This is a genomic window from Acinetobacter marinus, assembly GCF_900096915.1.
GTDB classification, from domain to species: domain Bacteria; phylum Pseudomonadota; class Gammaproteobacteria; order Pseudomonadales; family Moraxellaceae; genus Acinetobacter; species Acinetobacter marinus.
Genome location: NZ_FMYK01000016.1, coordinates 1 through 16,380, shown reverse-complemented (window position 1 = coordinate 16,380; position 16,380 = coordinate 1). Strand labels below are relative to the sequence as shown.

The window sequence follows — 16,380 nt, the reverse complement described above, 5'->3', positions numbered from 1 at the left end:
CGTAAAGGACAAGCATCGTCATTTTATTATGGTCAGCCTCAGGGTGAAGTGTGTCTAATCAACAGGGTTTTCGGTCTCTAAGTACTTTTTAAAGGAAACATCATCGACTCAAATCTCTATTTGCAACAGTGCCATAAGTCTTTATTGTTATGGATGAAATCCACCATTATTTGTGTAGGCGGTCGAGCTCCGCCTGGGCGAAAAAAGCGGCTGCTTTACGTAGAATTTCATTGGCACGCTTTAATTCTTTAATTTCACGTTCCATTTGCTTCATTTTTTCTTGGTCAGATACCTGTTGTACTTTAATAGGATTTTGCTGATCTAAATGCTTTTGATGCCAGGCACGTAGTGTTTCAGGAGTACAGCCAATTTTAGGAGCAATTGCGGAAACTGCTGCCCAATTCGATGGATAATCTTTTAGATTCAATTAGTAATTGAACCACTCTTTCTCTGATTTCAGGGGTATATTTTAATTTTGTCATCGGGACACTACGCTTCGCTACGTCTTGCGAAGCAATGCTTCTCATCTCAGAATATTGACTCTCCGACAAACCCGGTACGGTTCACTTTTTTAGTTTTACAGATTCGAAAGGAAATGACAACAATTTCATGAATAGTAGCCGAAGCTACCATTCATGATTCCAAGTCATATTATTTTAAAAAACTAATTCGATACCTGCACCATATTTCCATCCCTTTTCAGACTCTGTTGCCTCTTGCATAGAAGTGGCTTTCTGTCCTTTTTCATATTGGTAAGCAACATCAATGAAAGGTTTAATTCGCTTAGTAATCTCATATCGGGTTTTGATACCAGTTTTTAGTTCTGATAAACCTGATTTTGCAGCATAGTTAGAATCATCGCTAAATATTACATCTGCTTCGATATAAGGTTGAGTAATCAATTTCTGGGTTAACAAGAAATCACGTTCGATTTCAAAACTTGCTCCCCAAAAATTATTCTCACCGCCATAAAGATATGCTTGTGTTTCAAAGAAATAAGGAGCTAATCCTAATACACCAATAACACCATCAACTCGATCACTGTTGCTGCTATTTTTATCTTCGCTATATCTTACACCAGCTTGTATATCCCAAAATGGGGCTACGTTACGGCTATAAAGTGCTGATACAGCATATTTTGGATCATTACTTTCTGACTTTTCCGAATTGGCTTCAATAAATAGACGATTTTCATCTGTTCCAATCAAAGTTTCAAGCTTTGTTCCTAGGTTGCCCTTACCGTCTTCATCAACCATCCATGCATTTTCAAGTCTTGTTACTTGATAAATTTGTCCGCCATGTTCTTTAAGATGATCATCGTGAGATCCGTCTGATCTCTTTCTTGCAGTCAAAATAATATTATCTCCCCCATTTGCATTTTCCATTGAATAATATTCTGGATACAATTCTTGGGGGCTATATCTTAAGCCACCAGACTCCTGTAATAAGCCTCTCATACCATTTGTAATATTACTTTCTTGTACAGGAGTTTCATTTTTAGCGAACGTTAGATTTGATAATCCAAATAGCGCAATCATCAAAGTTGTTTTTGAAAAAAAATTATTAGTGATGTGCATGTGGATTTACTCCCTTCTCATTTACTTGGGACTGAGGAACAGTCTTTGTAGAATTACCATCTTCCACTTGAGCTACAATGAGTTTATTCATCATTCCTGCACTCATATGGTAAAGCAGGTGACAATGAATAGCCCACTCACCTAACTCATCAGCTGTGAGTAGAGTGGTTATCGTTTTCCCAGGTGGAACAATTACCGTATGTTTGTTTGGCATATTGCTTGGATCCTGACCATTCTCAAGCTGCATAAACATGCCATGTAAGTGCATTGGGTGAGCCATCATACTGTCATTGACAAATTTTAAGCGAATACGTTCACCATACTTCACCACTAGTGGGTCGGCTTCATTAAATTTTTTACCATTTATTGTCCAAATATAACGCTCCATGTTTCCACCAAGACGGATCTCTATTTCACGTTCAGCTGCACGAGTGTCTTTTTGAGGATCTAACGATTGCAAATCACTATATTGCAATGCTTTATTACCTTCAGGTGTTGAAGCATTTGCCCATCCAAATACGGTATTATCATTCTTGTCTGAAGCCGCCTTAACAGTAGCGCTATTCATCGGCATATCATGATTCATGCCTTTCATAGAAGACATATCATGATTCATATCTTTCATAGAAGACATATCATGATCCATACCTTTCATAGAATACATATCGTGATTCATGCCTTTCATAGAAGACATATCATGATCCATACCTTTCATAGAAGACATATCGTGATTCATGCCTTTCATAGAAGACATATCGTGATTCATATCTTTCATTGAAGACATATCATGATCCATACCTTTCATAGAAGACATATCGTGATTCATGCCTTTCATAGAAGACATATCATGATCCATACCTTTCATTGAAGACATATCGTGATTCATACCTTGCATTGAAGACATATCATGATTCATTCCCATATCTTCCATAGTCAATAAAGAACGAGGACGAGGCTTAGGCATCTCAATTTGTTTGACTGCTGGGCTGCTTTCTTCATGTAATGTTCCCACTGCAAAACCGGTACGATCAATAGATTCAGCTTCAATTTGGTAATGTGCTTGTTTTGGTTCCACAATGACATCATAGGTTTCAGCAGTACCAATACGGAACTCATCTACAGGAACCGGCTTTACAGGTTGACCATCAGCACTGACTACAGTCATTTTTAGGTTTGGAATGCGTACATCAAAGAATGACATAGCGGAAGCATTAATAAAACGAAGGCGAACTTTTTCACCAGCTTTGAAGTTACCGGTCCAGTTTTGCTGAGGTGTTTTGCCATTCATTAAAAATGTATAACCAGTCACATCGGACATATCTGTTTTCAACATCCGCATCTGATTCCACATAGAACGGTCTTGCCAAGTCGCTTTTAGCCCATCACGTTTAACTTGTTTTAATAAATCGAATACTGTTTCGCGGCGGTTCTGATAGTAATCTGCTTCTTTTTTAATATTTTTCATAATTTGATCACTTGTCGAATTATGAAAATCAGAAAGCAAAACCACAAAATCTCTATCAGTTTTTTCAGCAGCTGTTAGTGGAGTTTTATCTTTAGGATAAATAACAAAAGCACCATATAAACCGTCTTGTTCTTGTCCTTTACTATGTGAATGATACCAATAAGTACCATTTTGGCGGACTTTAAACTTATATTCATAAGTTTTATTAGGGGCAATGCCATGAAATTTGTTAAATCCAGGTACACCATCCATAATTCCAGGTAATAATAAGCCATGCCAATGGATTGAAGAGTCCTGATTTTTTAACTTATTGTGAACACGGATAACGGCCTCATCACCTTCTTCAAATTCAAGAAGTGGTGCAACGAATTTACCATTTACAGTAATTCTCTCAACTGGTTTTCCTGTGATATTTACAGTTTGTTCAGCGATTGTTAAATCATATTCTTTAACTGCCGCCATTACCCAAGTTGATGAAAATAAACCAACTCCAATTAAGAGTATATGACTTAACTTTTTTGACATTCTATCTCACCTTTAGATTTTTTGACATTCTATCTCACCTTTAGAAAGGTCAAGATTGAAGTAATAAAGCAAATATTTAGTATAAACTTTAATACTTCTTTCTCGCTATTTATAAAATTATTTATTGCTACTAGGCATATTCATCTTTGAATGATCCATTTTAGAATGGTCCATATTCATCATAGAATGATCCATTTTTGACATGTCAGATGAGTTAGGAGACTGATGTTGACTATGATCTTGCTGAGTCTTGTCATCTTTTTCCATTTTACAAGGTTTTGTACAAGGTTCCTGTGCTTTTACCGTTTTAGTGGCACTTGAGGTTGATACATCTTTTGCCCAAGATTGAGTACCAGCAATTAAAGTTCCAGCACACATTAAAATTGTTAGACTACGACGCACTACAGTTTTCATAAGTTTCTCTAAAAGTTAATTTCTTGCTACTACAATAAAGTGAAGCACTGAACATCTAAGTGACTTGAAAATGACATTTTTGTAATCTATCTCGATCAGATGTTTTATAACGTTATTATAGTTTTAATGAATGACTTAGGATTCGGAAATGAGAATACTATTAGTTGAAGATGAACAAAAAACTGGTGATTATCTCAAGCAAGGTTTATCCGAAGCTGGCTATATTACGGACTGGGTTACAGATGGGTTAACGGGTAAACATCAAGCTCTTTCTGAAGAGTATGACTTAATTATTTTAGACGTGATGTTACCTGGACTAAATGGTTGGAATATTATCAATGATATTCGTAGCAGCGGTAAAACAATGCCCATTCTTTTTCTTACCGCCCGAGATCAAATCGAAGATCGAGTAAAAGGATTAGAGCTAGGCGCTGATGATTATTTAGTTAAGCCTTTTGCTTTTGCAGAGCTTCTAGCTCGAATAAAAACGCTCCTTAGACGAGGGCAACAAAGAGAAGATAATAATATTATTAAGATTGCTGATTTAGAACTTGATTTGAGAAAACGTCGGGTAACACGAGCAGGTCAACGCATTGATTTAACGGCTAAAGAATTTGCTCTTATGGAGCTTTTTATGCGTAGAAGAGGTGAAATTCTACCAAGAGCACTTATTGCATCTCAAATTTGGGATATGAACTTTGATAGTGATACAAATGTAGTTGAAGTCGCTATTAAACGATTAAGAAATAAAGTAGATAGTAATTTTACCCCTAAGTTAATTCAAAATATTAGAGGAATGGGGTATGTATTAGAGGTAGAAGATGAATAATAAAATATTCAAATCTATCAGTTTTCGTATTGGTATTATTTTCTCATTATCGACTATATGCATTCTCATTATGATGGGGTTTTTCATCCATAAATTAGTGATGCATCATTTTGAAACGCAAGATCGTACCCAATTAGAAGGTAAAATCCAGCTTATTCAGAATCTTCTCCAACAGCATCCTAAAAATTCTCCAGAACTTGATCTATATTTGAAAGATGCTTTAGTTGGACACCATGATCTTATGGTCCAAATAGAACGACCGGCAGGTCAGATTTTATTTAGTTCTACACCTTCAATCATTAATACTCAACAGTTAATCAAGTCAGCAAATAACCCTTGGATTAAATGGAAAATTAAGAATAAGACCTATCATGGCATGATCTACAACACGGATATAAACAAAAATACTGAAATACAATCTGTACGCATTATTGTGGGGATCGATACATCTGAACATCTACATTTTTTAAATGATTTTAAGCGTCAACTTTTTTACATTGGTTTAGCCGGTACGATTTGTTTAATGTTTTTAGGCTGGTTTGCAACCTGGAGAGGTTTAAGACCCGTGCAAAAAATGGCTAAGGTCGCACAAGGAATTTCTGCTCAACATCTTTCAGAACGTTTAGAAGTTGAGCATACACCAACAGAACTAAAATCATTAGCAATTGCCTTCAATGCTATGCTGGACAGACTAGAGTCAGCTTTAGAAAAACTTTCCGATTTTTCATCTGATTTAGCACATGAAATTAGAACACCGATTAATAATTTAATGACCCAAACTCAAGTATGTCTCGCCCGTAACCGAGATATTGGTACTTATCAAGAAATACTATTTTCTAATTTAGAAGAATTTGAACGTTTGGCTCGAATGGTGTCCGATATGCTTTTCTTGGCAAAAGCAGAACATGACTTAAATTTACAGAACTTACAGAATATTGACCTCATTAAAGAAGTTACCGCTTTATTTGATTTCTATGACGCTCTAGCTGCCGAAAAAAATATGACACTTCAACAAACAGGATCTGGCAATGTAAAAGGTGATCCTGCTATGTTACGTCGCGCACTCAGCAACCTATTGTCTAATGCAGTTAAATATGGAAACAAGAATTCTACAATACAGATAAAACTTCAACAGAATTTAGATAACACAATATTTTCAATTGAAAATGAAGGCCCTGAACTCTCTCCTGAACAACTATCCAGGTTATTTGATCGTTTTTATCGAACAGATGCGTCTAGACAAAGAACAGAAGAAGGAACCGGCTTAGGGCTCGCGATAACAAAATCTATTCTTGATATGCTTGGGGCGACCATCCAGGCTGAATCCCTCAATGGTCGAATCATTTTTACCATTGTTTTTCAAAGTGAATCCATGCAAGGGGAATCATTTTAACTCATTTTTTGAACATCTTCCATTTACCCGAGTTGACCTTACATAAAGCTCAAACTGAGAGCCAGAGCTACGCCAGCACCGATCATGGCAATTGTGTAGCCAAATATGATAGCTCGGCCAAACTGTGCCCCCCCCTGTCATCCATGCAATTGTCGCTTTGCTTAACATGTTGCTCAGTGTGGCCAGCCCTAGCGCGACAGCAGCCACATTTGTTGTTAAGCCTTCAGTACTATGCAGGCGGGCAAGTGAGACTAAAATAGCATCTACGTCTGCTAGCCCAGAAATAGTCGATAATACGAAGATGCCGCTGGTGCCCAACCATTGTTTTGCTGCCGGGACCAAGACTGCCATGACAGCCAGGAAAGCAGCGAAGCTGAATGCTGTCCCAAGATCAAAAGGAGCCATTGCTTCTATTGTTCGATCGTTGTTTTCAGCGCTGGTAATTTGGCGTTGTCTCCACAATGCCATACCCAGCAGAAGGATTCCCGCAATCATCATTGCACCACCAAAAGTGCTTAGCAATGCTGGCTCAATGACGCCTATCAGCACAACCATACGAAAAAACATGATGCCACAGGCAGCCAATGTTCCAGAAATAGCAGCACTGACCATGACGGGGTGCTGGCGTGTATAGCGTGCCAGTGCGACAGTTGCAGCTGTAGAAGATGCCAAACCACCCAATAGACCTGTCCAGAGTATGCCTCTTTCTGAACCGGTGAGCAGCATGGCAAAATGACCTGCCAGAGAGAGTCCGGCAATCAGGATCACCGCCCACCATAACTGGTAAGGATTTAATGCAGCAAAAGGTCCCAGACCCGTATTGGGTAAGTAGGGTAATATAACGACAGAAAGTACCAGCAACTGCAGGGATGCGGTTAATTCACGATGCTCTATCAAGCGTAGCCAACCGTGTAAGGTTGGCTTGAGATCCAAAAATACAGCCACGATGACAGCCGCGGTTAATGCTAAAGTAACATTACCATGGGATGCATATGCACCTAGAACTAATGTCAACAGCATCGCGATCGTCGTGGTAGCGCTTAAATTACCGGAAATTTTTGCGGTACGAGCATAGGACACTGTTAGTAATAAGGAAAGCCCTAATACGGCCGCAACTAGCGGCCAAGCTCCGAAGTTTGGTTGTAAATGACCGAGCACTCCTCCGAGCAATCCTGTCAATGTGAAGGTACGTAGACCTGCTACTCGGCTGCCTTCTGGCAGTTCTCGATCCTGCCATCCTCGTTCTAAACCAATGAGCAGGCCGATGGCGAGTGCTGCAACCAGCCCTGATACATCTGGTGGAAGAAAGGAACTCTCTATCAGAACTTTTTATTTCGCAGGCGAAGGGCATTGGTGATGACTGAAGCTGAACTCAAACTCATAGCCAAGGCGGCAATCATCGGTGACAACAACCAACCGGTAAATGGATATAGTACGCCAGCCGCGATAGGGATACCCAAAGCATTGTAAAGGAAAGCAAACATGAGGTTCTGTTTCATGTTGCCGACAGTAGCTTCCGAAAGTGAACGGGCAACAGCAATCCCTCGTAAATCTCCCTTGACCAGCGTAACTTGGGCACTATTCATTGCAACATCAGTCCCGGTTCCCATAGCGATACCGATATCAGCTTTAGCCAAGGCTGGTGCATCATTGATGCCATCACCAGCCATAGCCACGATGCGACCTTCCTTCTGCAATTTGCTGACCAGTTCGAGTTTATCTGCGGGTTTGACTTCGCCATGTACCTCATCAATGCCTAGACGTGCTGCGACTGAACGGGCAGTGGTGAGACCATCTCCTGTTGCCATCACGATACGTAGACCCGCTTCCTTCAGGGTGGCAAGTGCTTCTGGGGTACTTTTTTTGATGGGATCGGATACTGCAAGCAGGCCGGCCAATTCACCATTGATGGCTAGATGCATCACACTTGCACCTTCTGAACGCAGCTCTTCGGCTTGCGGAATCAGAGATTGTACCGAGATACCTAATTGCTCCATCAGTGCTGTGTTGCCCAAAGCTAACTGACGATCGCCCACTTGACCTCGAACACCAATCCCTGAGCCTGATTCAAAATTATCTGGTGTTTCAAGAGGCAGGCCACGTTCGTGTGCTGCGTTTACAATCGCTTCGGCTAGCGGGTGTTCACTGCCTTGATCAAGACTGGCGGCTAAACGTAATACTTCAGATTCATCGAAACCTGATGCGGCAACCACACGATCGAATACAGGGCGTCCTTCGGTCAACGTACCTGTTTTATCGATGATTAGTGTGTCAATCTTGCGCAGATTCTCAATGGCTGCTGCATCGCGGAACAACACACCATGAGTAGCACCTTGACCCGTTGCAACCATGATAGACATTGGAGTTGCCAAGCCTAATGCACAAGGACAGGCAATAATGAGTACTGCCACAGCATTGATTAATGCATAAACCCAGCTCGACTCTTCTGGGCCGAACAGTCCCCATCCAAAGAAGGTAAGCAAGGCAATGGCTACTACAGCCATGACAAACCAACCTGCAACCTGATCAGCCATGCGTTGCATTGGGGCTCTTGAGCGTTGAGCTTGCGCCACCATCTGTACGATCTGAGACAACATGGTACTTGAACCAATTTTCTCTGAACGCATGATTAGGGAACCATTGGTATTCAGGGTAGCACCAATGACTTTATCACCGATGCGTTTAGTGATCGGTAAAGGTTCACCTGTCAGCATCGATTCATCCACTGAACTACTTCCTTCAGTGATTACACCATCCACAGGCACTTTTTCACCTGGGCGAATTCTGAGTAAATCTCCTACATGGACATGCGTTAGAGGAACATCTTCTTCAGTTCCATCAGGCAGGATTCGGCGAGCTGTTTTAGGAGCGAGCCCAAGGAGTGACTTAATTGCAGCAGAAGTTTGCGAACGTGCTTTTAACTCCAATATTTGTCCCAGTAGGGTCAATGAAATGATGACCGCTGAAGCTTCAAAGTAAACAGCGACACGACCCATGGAAATAAATGAGTCTGGGAAGATTTGCGGTGCAATGGTTGCGACCACACTATAAATAAATGCAGCTCCAGTGCCCAAACCAATCAGCGTCCACATGTTCGGGCTGCGATTCACAACCGATTGCCAACCCCGGGAAAAAAATGGCCAACCTGCCCAAAGTACAATTGGGAGTGACAACACCAGTTCAATCCAGCTCTGAACAGCCATATTGAACAGGTTCATTTGATGACCAAACATCGCCAAAAAAGTCACGATGATGGTCAATGGCAGTGTCCACCAGAAGCGTCGGCGGAAATCACGTAACTCCGGATTCTCATCTTCCTCTAATTCAGGAATGAGTGGCTCCAGTGTCATTCCGCATTTAGGACAGTTTCCAGGATGATCTTGCCTGATTTCTGGATGCATTGGGCACGTATAGATGATCGTGCCTGTTGTGCTTGTCTCATTAACGGATTGAGTAGTCTGATGATGCTGTGTATGTGCATCGGCAGTCGTCGTTGCGGGTTTAGCGATATATTGCACCGGGCTGCTATGAAACTTTGATTGACATTTATCACTGCAAAAAAAGTAAGTTTTCCCCTTAAATTCCTCATGGTATTTCGATTCTTCAGTGACGGTCATACCACAGACTGGGTCTTTCAGTACGTCTGTTGTAGCCTGTGCCATATGGTCCTGGTTATGATTTTTTTGATCTGACATAAATAATTCTCTCATGGAAAAGTGGTTTTATGGCCGAATTTTGGAATAAATCTCGGAGTCTGTTGAGCATAGCTGTCATAGACAGCGCCAAACTGTTTACTCATTTCAGCCTCTGCCTTAATTGCCAAGCGGCTGTACATTAAGAGTAAGATTGGAAACATAATCAGTGTCAGTAAAGTTGGCCATAGCAATAAAAAACCCAGCAAGATCAAGATAAAAGCCACGTATTGGGGGTGACGTATGCGCGCATAGGGTCCGGTTACTGCCAATTGGTGATGACGTTGTGCGTGGTACAACACGTTCCATGCTGATGACAGTAAATAGAAACCATAGCCCAAAAAAATATAACTCTCGATGTGCAGAATGTCAAAATGTGGATCACCCTTTTCACCCAGTAGCGTTGACCATAAGTGACCTGAGTTATGCGACAGCAAATCAAGTTCAGGAAAGCGAGTTTGTAGCCAGCCTGACAACAGGTAAATGGTTAAAGGGAAACCATACATCTCGACAAACAATGCAATGATAAAAGCCGAAAAGGCCCCAAATGTACGCCAATCGCGCGCAGTGGAAGGTCTAAAAAAACTGAAAGCGAACATGATAAAAACTGCTGAGTTAATGATAACCAGCGTCCATAAACCATAAGCCGATTCCGCATGATTCATGAGGGGTCTCCTGGTTCGCGTGATTTTTTATTATCTGATGTGTCTGGATTTTTCTGTTGATGATGGTGATGTCCATGACCACCATGCATAAAAATATGCATCAGTGGACACGCTAAAAGGAATAAATAAGGCAAAGCACCAATAACGTGGGCTAAATGTTCCGTTAATAGAAAATAAGCTGCGATACCACCCAGCACGATTAGACCAATGGCATAACGTGTAGACCAGAAGTTAGGTACTGAATTATTTTCTTGGTGTTGGTGATTCATGGTGCTTTCCCCTAATTCATGGGTAACTATTTAGTTGCTGACGGAGGCATACAGTCCATCATCATCTGCATCATGGATTGCATCATGTCCATACGTTTTTCCATCATCTGCTGACGGTCAGCCATATTTGCATTCATGCTTTGGCTGCCCATCTGTTTCATCATACTCATACCTCCTTGCATGAGTTTCATGTGCTCAGCCATAAGTTTCTGACGTTCTTGTGGGGTTTTTGCAGCCATCATCTTCTCATGCATGGCTTGCATCGCCTTCATGTGTTGATCCATTGCAGCCATTTTATCTGTAGCAGTGGTGCTGGTAACTGTTTGCTTAATTGTTACTGCAGATGGTGCTGTTTTTTCAGGGTGGTGATCTTTGTGTTCATCGGATTGCTGTGCAAATGTATTCAATGACGCGGCTGCGATACATAAGCCCAAAAAAATGTTTTTGAATTTCATCATAATTTTTTCCTTTAAATAATTTGGAAGTAAAAGCTATGTTTTAGTACTGAACAGAGTCTAGGAATTTGACTACTAAACTGATGAAATTTTTGGTTATTCTCTGTCTCTCTTAAAAATTTTAGCACTATTAATTAATTATTTTTAAAAATGACAAAAATGTAATTTTGAGATCTTCTCGAAATATATAGTCTATGCTGAGATGGGCTTTGTTGCACAAAGATTTCATAACTATATGATTTTAGTAGTTTTGATTATTTTTTGATCCAAAATTAAATTTATTTAAATCAGATGCTTACATATTTATGCAGCAAAGCCACTAAAATATAAAAAATTAAATAGCTACTATTTTCTTAGACAAAATGATTACTACATTTCATAAATCAACCACCTACATAATTTGTTTGTTAAATGATCATTATTTTTCAATAAGATTATTTTAATAGTTAAAGATTTTAAATTTTAAAAATGACAAAAATGTAATTTTGAAGTCATCGCTCTGTTTCTGTCTCTCACTAATAATTGAAATATAAGAGGAGATGATGTGGTCTCATTAAATATAGATTTTATAAAGTCATCTCTAATGAACTAACGAATCAAGAGGAAACGTAAATGAAATTATTTCAAAATAAAATGACTGCTCTACGTAATGTTGTAGTAGCTGCAACGATGATTGTGGCTACTACAACTACGTTCGCTCATGTGAGTTTAGTGAGTGCGATTCCTGCGGAAAATGCATCTATCCTTAGTCAACCAAAGAACTTGACCCTTAACTTTGGTGCAGAGGTTATGTTGATGAATATTAAGTTACTGGATGCTCAGCGAAGAGATGTTCCTTTAAAATATAAAGTTACTCATGACTTAAAGAAATCCTTTGATGTCGCTCTTCCGAAACTGAAAAAAGGTAAATATACCGTTGTCTGGACAACAATGGGGAAAGATGGTCACAACATGAATGGTGAATATAGTTTCACTATCAAATCAACTAAATAAGAATTGATTACCTTTCAACATGTCAGTGAGGTGCTGGCATGTTGTTCTAGAATGGACAAAAATAATGATTTCTGAATATTGGATGTGGGCCACTTGGTTAACTAAGGTTATTTTATATTTAAGTGTACCTTTTGTCGTTGGTGGAGCCTTTTGCTATTTTTTACTTAGACAATATCTTGAACTAAAAGAATCGATTCTTAAATATATTACAATTGGCGCTGGATTAGGCCTAATTTCCAGTACCTTGGGATTTTTTATTCTGATTGGTAGTTTTGCCAATACTGGTATTACAGGGATGGTGGACCCCACGTATATTAATATATTGGTTAATACTCCGACGGGGTATATATACGTTCTTCGTTCTATTAGTTTTGCTCTTTTACTTCTTCTCATGGTGGTTAAAGTTAACAGGAACAAAGGTCAGTTTTCTATAATTGAAAGTTCAATATTTTGTGTTTTACTTCTCCCGATTATTTTTAGTTTTTCCCAGCTCGGACATGTCGCTAATTTAACCTTACTTGCTCAAATTTTATTATCAATCCATATTCTAGTTATGTCGTTATGGATGGGGTCTTTATATCCGTTATGGAAAACCAGCCGGGAAATAAGTGGTTTACCTTTAAAAGATCGCATGCATGTATTTGGACGTATTGCTGCTTTCATTGTTGGGATATTAATCGCCTGTGGCGCTAGTGTAGCTCTTCTTTTAATTAAAGATTTTAATACCTTAATCAATACTGCATATGGCTATGGTTTCATGGTTAAAATGTTTTTTGTTATAAGTATTCTACTTTTAGCTGCCTTCAACAAATGGTATTTCACCCCGCGTCTTCAACATCCTAAATTCGCTAAACACCTTAGTCATGCCATTTTATTTGAGATGTTATTAGGTCTATCAATTCTATTAACAACAGGCTATATAACCACTGTCGTGGGTATTGAATAAGAGAATTTCAAAATAAGGGAATTGAGGAAATTTAACATTACTGCATTTATCTTTTGTAGCTGAGCAATAAAGTTTCTACTGGACTGTCAACTTACGACAATCAGAACAGTAAAATCGCATCATGAGGCATTTATACATTAAAGGTAGTCACCGGTTTTTAGCTTATCTTCAACCCATAACGGTCTCATCTATTCAGTTCACTACCATTGATTGAAATAACTAATCTTATAAATTTCAGAGTGATCGTAGATGACAAAAATGTCATTTTAAAGTCACATTAATGTTGGTTAAGTACTTTTACTGTAGTCATTAGAACACTCTTCTTTGGAATACTCTGAAGAAAACTGTAAGGTTGTAAACAGACCAAGTTACAGCGAGTAACTGATTCAGAAAAAGGCTGGTTGTATGGTGAAAGTTTAGAGTTACTGTTCTAATGTTTTAAACAAATGTTTTGTTAAAAAGGAGCAACATATGAAATTTCACATCGCTAATATGACTTGTGGTGGTTGTGCACGCGGCATTACTACCGCAATTAAAGAGCTCGACTCGAATGCCTCACTCGATATTGATTTACAAAACCGTATCGTTGAAATCAACACAACGGTGAGTCAGGATAAAGTCATTGCAACTCTCAGTGAGCGTGGATTTACAGCTGATCCTGCTTAATCTCTGTTAGAGTAACAGTGGGAATTCCTTACCACTTTGGTGGTGTTTCAAAAAGTATGCTAGCGTTAAACAAATCCGTTATTAAGGTAAAAGAAAGTCAAATCAAAGGCTTTAAAATGATTTTCGAGCTTTTTAGAAAAGTTGCAACTTCTCCTAAATCCACGCCTGATTCGATGACGAATTCTACAATTGTTACCTTCAATACCGACGGTAAAAAACTTACCGATCACTTGCTTGCAACATTGAAATGCTGTGATAAAACTATCTCAATATTGTTACTTAGACAGGTAGGACATTTGATTTGTAGCGTTATTTTCATACCTCTATTTTATCAAAAGCCATATTGTTTTTTTCAGCATACTTTTTGAAACACCACCTTTGTTTGTTTTAGAGCGTCGGGGTGCCTCGGCAATTCTGCGTGTTGAAATAGAAAGGAAAATTCATTTTCTGAATGAAGATATCAGGTATGAACTGGTAAAGATACAATCCACGATTCATATTCAATCCCATGACTTTAAAGCGCAAAGCGTGTTGCAGATGCAGCTCTTATTCCGAGGAATTTTACACTGGTATCGCCCGCCGATAGAAACACCAGATCCGGCAGTCAGGACGTAAATAACCATTCCTCCAGTTTAAATAAAAAAACCTGCAGATTCGATGCAGGTTTTTTTTAGAGATAATCAATCGCGTCTTATTTGGCTTTACGCTCTTTTTCAATCAGGTAATTCACCACCTGAATGACTTTGGCATCATTACCCTGCACAATATATTTACCATTCACGGTCACTGCCGGAACACCACTTAACTGATACTGAGCAGCCAGATTTTTGGCTTGGGCAATTTTCGAAGTGATCGGGAAAGATTTATAAGTGCTGTTAAATTTCGCTTCAGGAATACCATAGCGGGTATAGAACTTGGCCAATTGCGCCTGTTCTAAAATTGGACGCTGCTTATCATGAATATCATGGAATAATTGTAAATGTGCTTTTTGACGCACACCCAGGGCTTCTGAAACATAATAAGCACGTGCAGCCTGTTCCCAAAGCGGGTTCATTGCAGCAGGTGTACGTACAAAACGTACATCTTTTGGTAATTTTTTCAACCAGCCCTGCATATGTGGTTCAAGCGCGAAACAGTGACCACAGCCATACCAGAAGAATTCACGTACCTCAATTTTGCCCGGTTTTTCGACTTTAACTGGTTTTGCAACCACCTGATAGTCCTGACCTGCCACAAAATTGGCCATAGCACTACCTGAAAAGGCCAAAACAGATGCGGCAACAGCTCCTAAAAGGAATTTTTTCATTGGGATTATCGTCCTCTAAATCATTATGCTTAGTGTATGGGTTCACTATAAATCAATTATGCCGGTTCCGTTTTCATGCTGCGAACTTTTGTGCTATCAGAACCGCTACATTAAAGTATGCGACTGATTTTAAGTCAGTTAATATGGCCATTCGACCGCTATGTGTTTTTAGATAATCACAAAAGTTAAACTTTGAGTAATAAAAACGGTTATAATTTCTACGATTAAAACGTAGTGGTCAAACCTACAGTAAATATTAACTTCTTACTATTACTCTTCAGTAACAGCCGCGTGGCTATGATAATAGCTGGAATTTACAACATAGAACTGAGCAAAAAAATCTTTACTTATAATAATGAGTAAATATATACATCAGAATGACAACAAAATTACAAACTTGTAATTTTGTTAAGGTTTGTTCTCAAAAAAATAAATTAATACTATTTTAAAAAAGATAAATCGTTGCTGAAAAAGCTAGATTGCAATCGAGTTAATTAATTATAAATCAAAAACTTATATTGTATAAAATTTGTAACTCTTTGCTTTCTGCACTTATTATTTAATCAACGTTCACGATTTTCATAAGCTAAACTAAATATAGTCGCCAATTTCAATTAAGTTATTTCCCGGCTTTTAAATACCGGGCACTGTTGCAAATAGGCTGACATGATAAGCTAAATATCTTATTTATTTCGAGATACAGCAGATGAATCCCTTCCATGGTCGGCACTTTCAAGGTGAAATCATTCTTTGGGCTGTTCGTTGGTATTGTAAATATGGCATCAGCTATCGTGAACTTCAAGAAATGCTCGCTGAACGAGGTGTGAATGTTGACCACACCACAATTTATCGTTGGGTTCAGCGTTATGCTCCAGAAATGGAAAAACGCTTACGCTGGTATTGGCGTAATCCTACAGATTTACATTCATGGCATATGGATGAGACTTATATCAAAGTGAAGGGGCGATGGACTTACCTGTATCGTGCAGTTGATCAACATGGTCATACGATTGACTTTTACCTTTCCGCTAGACGGAACAGTAAATCAGCCTATTGTTTTTTAGGAAAGATCTTCAATACGGTGAAAAAATGGCAAATTCCACGGGTCATCAATACAGATAAAGCAGCGACCTATGGCCATGCTTTATCACGGTTAAAGCGAGAAGGAAAATGTCCAGTAGATAT

The 16,380-nt window shown here is 39.1% G+C and carries 14 protein-coding genes, 4 pseudogenes and 1 other annotated feature; of the genes and pseudogenes, 7 read left to right on the top strand and 11 right to left on the bottom strand.

Annotated elements, in window-relative coordinates; translation table 11 throughout:
- Window positions 1-81 (top strand): annotated as a pseudogene (locus BLQ60_RS13995) (IS6 family transposase); the annotation flags it as partial.
- Between the two features lie 23 nt (window positions 82-104).
- Window positions 105-209, bottom strand: a sequence feature (AL1L pseudoknot).
- On the opposite strand, the pseudogene BLQ60_RS13795 reads toward BLQ60_RS13995, so the two are convergent.
- The 4 genes and pseudogenes from BLQ60_RS13795 to BLQ60_RS13780 all read right to left on the bottom strand — a co-directional run.
- Window positions 132-482, bottom strand: a pseudogene (locus BLQ60_RS13795) (transposase); the annotation flags it as partial. Its footprint overlaps the feature before it by 78 nt.
- Window positions 483-656: 174 nt before the next feature.
- Window positions 657-1,577, bottom strand: coding sequence for a copper resistance protein B (locus tag BLQ60_RS13790; RefSeq protein WP_092621833.1), 921 nt, complete (start codon window positions 1,575-1,577; stop codon window positions 657-659).
- The gene (locus BLQ60_RS13785) at window positions 1,564-3,567 is read right to left on the bottom strand and encodes a multicopper oxidase domain-containing protein (protein ID WP_092621830.1); all 2,004 of its coding nucleotides are present in this window, start codon (window positions 3,565-3,567) and stop codon (window positions 1,564-1,566) included. The genes BLQ60_RS13790 and BLQ60_RS13785 overlap by 14 nt, the downstream gene beginning before the upstream one ends.
- Window positions 3,568-3,684: 117 nt before the next feature.
- Entirely contained in the window at window positions 3,685-3,981 is a 297-nt protein-coding gene (locus BLQ60_RS13780; protein ID WP_004281865.1) for a hypothetical protein, read from the bottom strand.
- A gap of 148 nt (window positions 3,982-4,129) precedes the next feature.
- Here BLQ60_RS13780 and BLQ60_RS13775 point away from each other — a divergent pair, with 148 nt between their 5' ends.
- Window positions 4,130-4,810, top strand: coding sequence for a heavy metal response regulator transcription factor (locus tag BLQ60_RS13775; protein ID WP_004679347.1), 681 nt, complete (start codon window positions 4,130-4,132; stop codon window positions 4,808-4,810).
- Window positions 4,803-6,203, top strand: coding sequence for a heavy metal sensor histidine kinase (locus tag BLQ60_RS13770; RefSeq protein WP_092621827.1), 1,401 nt, complete (start codon window positions 4,803-4,805; stop codon window positions 6,201-6,203). The genes BLQ60_RS13775 and BLQ60_RS13770 overlap by 8 nt, the downstream gene beginning before the upstream one ends.
- A 38-nt stretch (window positions 6,204-6,241) precedes the next feature.
- Here BLQ60_RS13770 and BLQ60_RS13765 read toward each other — a convergent pair.
- The 5 genes and pseudogenes from BLQ60_RS13765 to BLQ60_RS13745 form a co-directional block, all read right to left on the bottom strand.
- Window positions 6,242-7,526, bottom strand: a pseudogene (locus BLQ60_RS13765) (MgtC/SapB family protein).
- Window positions 7,523-9,898: a heavy metal translocating P-type ATPase gene (locus tag BLQ60_RS13760; RefSeq protein WP_092621824.1), complete on the bottom strand. Its 2,376-nt coding sequence runs from the start codon at window positions 9,896-9,898 to the stop codon at window positions 7,523-7,525. Before BLQ60_RS13760 ends, BLQ60_RS13765 begins: the two are co-directional and overlap by 4 nt.
- An 11-nt stretch (window positions 9,899-9,909) precedes the next feature.
- Complete coding sequence (locus BLQ60_RS13755) at window positions 9,910-10,560, bottom strand: methyltransferase family protein (protein ID WP_092621821.1); 651 nt, start codon at window positions 10,558-10,560, stop codon at window positions 9,910-9,912.
- Window positions 10,557-10,829 carry a DUF2933 domain-containing protein gene (locus BLQ60_RS13750; protein WP_092621818.1) on the bottom strand — a complete coding sequence of 91 codons (273 nt, stop codon included), beginning with the start codon at window positions 10,827-10,829 and terminating at the stop codon, window positions 10,557-10,559. Before BLQ60_RS13750 ends, BLQ60_RS13755 begins: the two co-directional genes overlap by 4 nt.
- 26 nt (window positions 10,830-10,855) lie before the next feature.
- Window positions 10,856-11,287 carry a hypothetical protein gene (locus BLQ60_RS13745; protein WP_004695737.1) on the bottom strand — a complete coding sequence of 144 codons (432 nt, stop codon included), beginning with the start codon at window positions 11,285-11,287 and terminating at the stop codon, window positions 10,856-10,858.
- A 609-nt stretch (window positions 11,288-11,896) separates the two neighbouring features.
- On the opposite strand from BLQ60_RS13745, the gene BLQ60_RS13740 reads away from it, so the two are divergent.
- From BLQ60_RS13740 to BLQ60_RS13730, 3 genes are all read left to right on the top strand, one after another.
- Entirely contained in the window at window positions 11,897-12,277 is a 381-nt protein-coding gene (locus BLQ60_RS13740; RefSeq protein ID WP_004681441.1) for a copper resistance CopC family protein, read from the top strand.
- Window positions 12,278-12,341: 64 nt separating this feature from the next.
- A complete protein-coding gene (locus tag BLQ60_RS13735; protein ID WP_092621839.1) occupies window positions 12,342-13,223 on the top strand; it encodes a copper resistance D family protein in 882 nt (293 codons plus the stop codon).
- Window positions 13,224-13,694: 471 nt separating this feature from the next.
- On the top strand, window positions 13,695-13,889 hold the full coding sequence (locus BLQ60_RS13730; protein WP_004733233.1) for a heavy-metal-associated domain-containing protein: 195 nt from the start codon (window positions 13,695-13,697) through the stop codon (window positions 13,887-13,889).
- Window positions 13,890-13,954: 65 nt separating this feature from the next.
- On the opposite strand, the pseudogene BLQ60_RS13725 reads toward BLQ60_RS13730, so the two are convergent.
- A pseudogene (locus BLQ60_RS13725) lies at window positions 13,955-14,155 on the bottom strand (IS1 family transposase); the annotation flags it as partial.
- 425 nt (window positions 14,156-14,580) lie between these two features.
- Entirely contained in the window at window positions 14,581-15,195 is a 615-nt protein-coding gene (locus BLQ60_RS13720) for a thiol:disulfide interchange protein DsbA/DsbL (RefSeq protein ID WP_045796002.1), read from the bottom strand.
- A gap of 706 nt (window positions 15,196-15,901) precedes the next feature.
- Here BLQ60_RS13720 and BLQ60_RS13710 point away from each other — a divergent pair.
- Window positions 15,902-16,380 (top strand): IS6-like element IS1008 family transposase (locus BLQ60_RS13710; protein WP_092621836.1); only part of this gene is annotated, 479 nt, incomplete at its 3' end.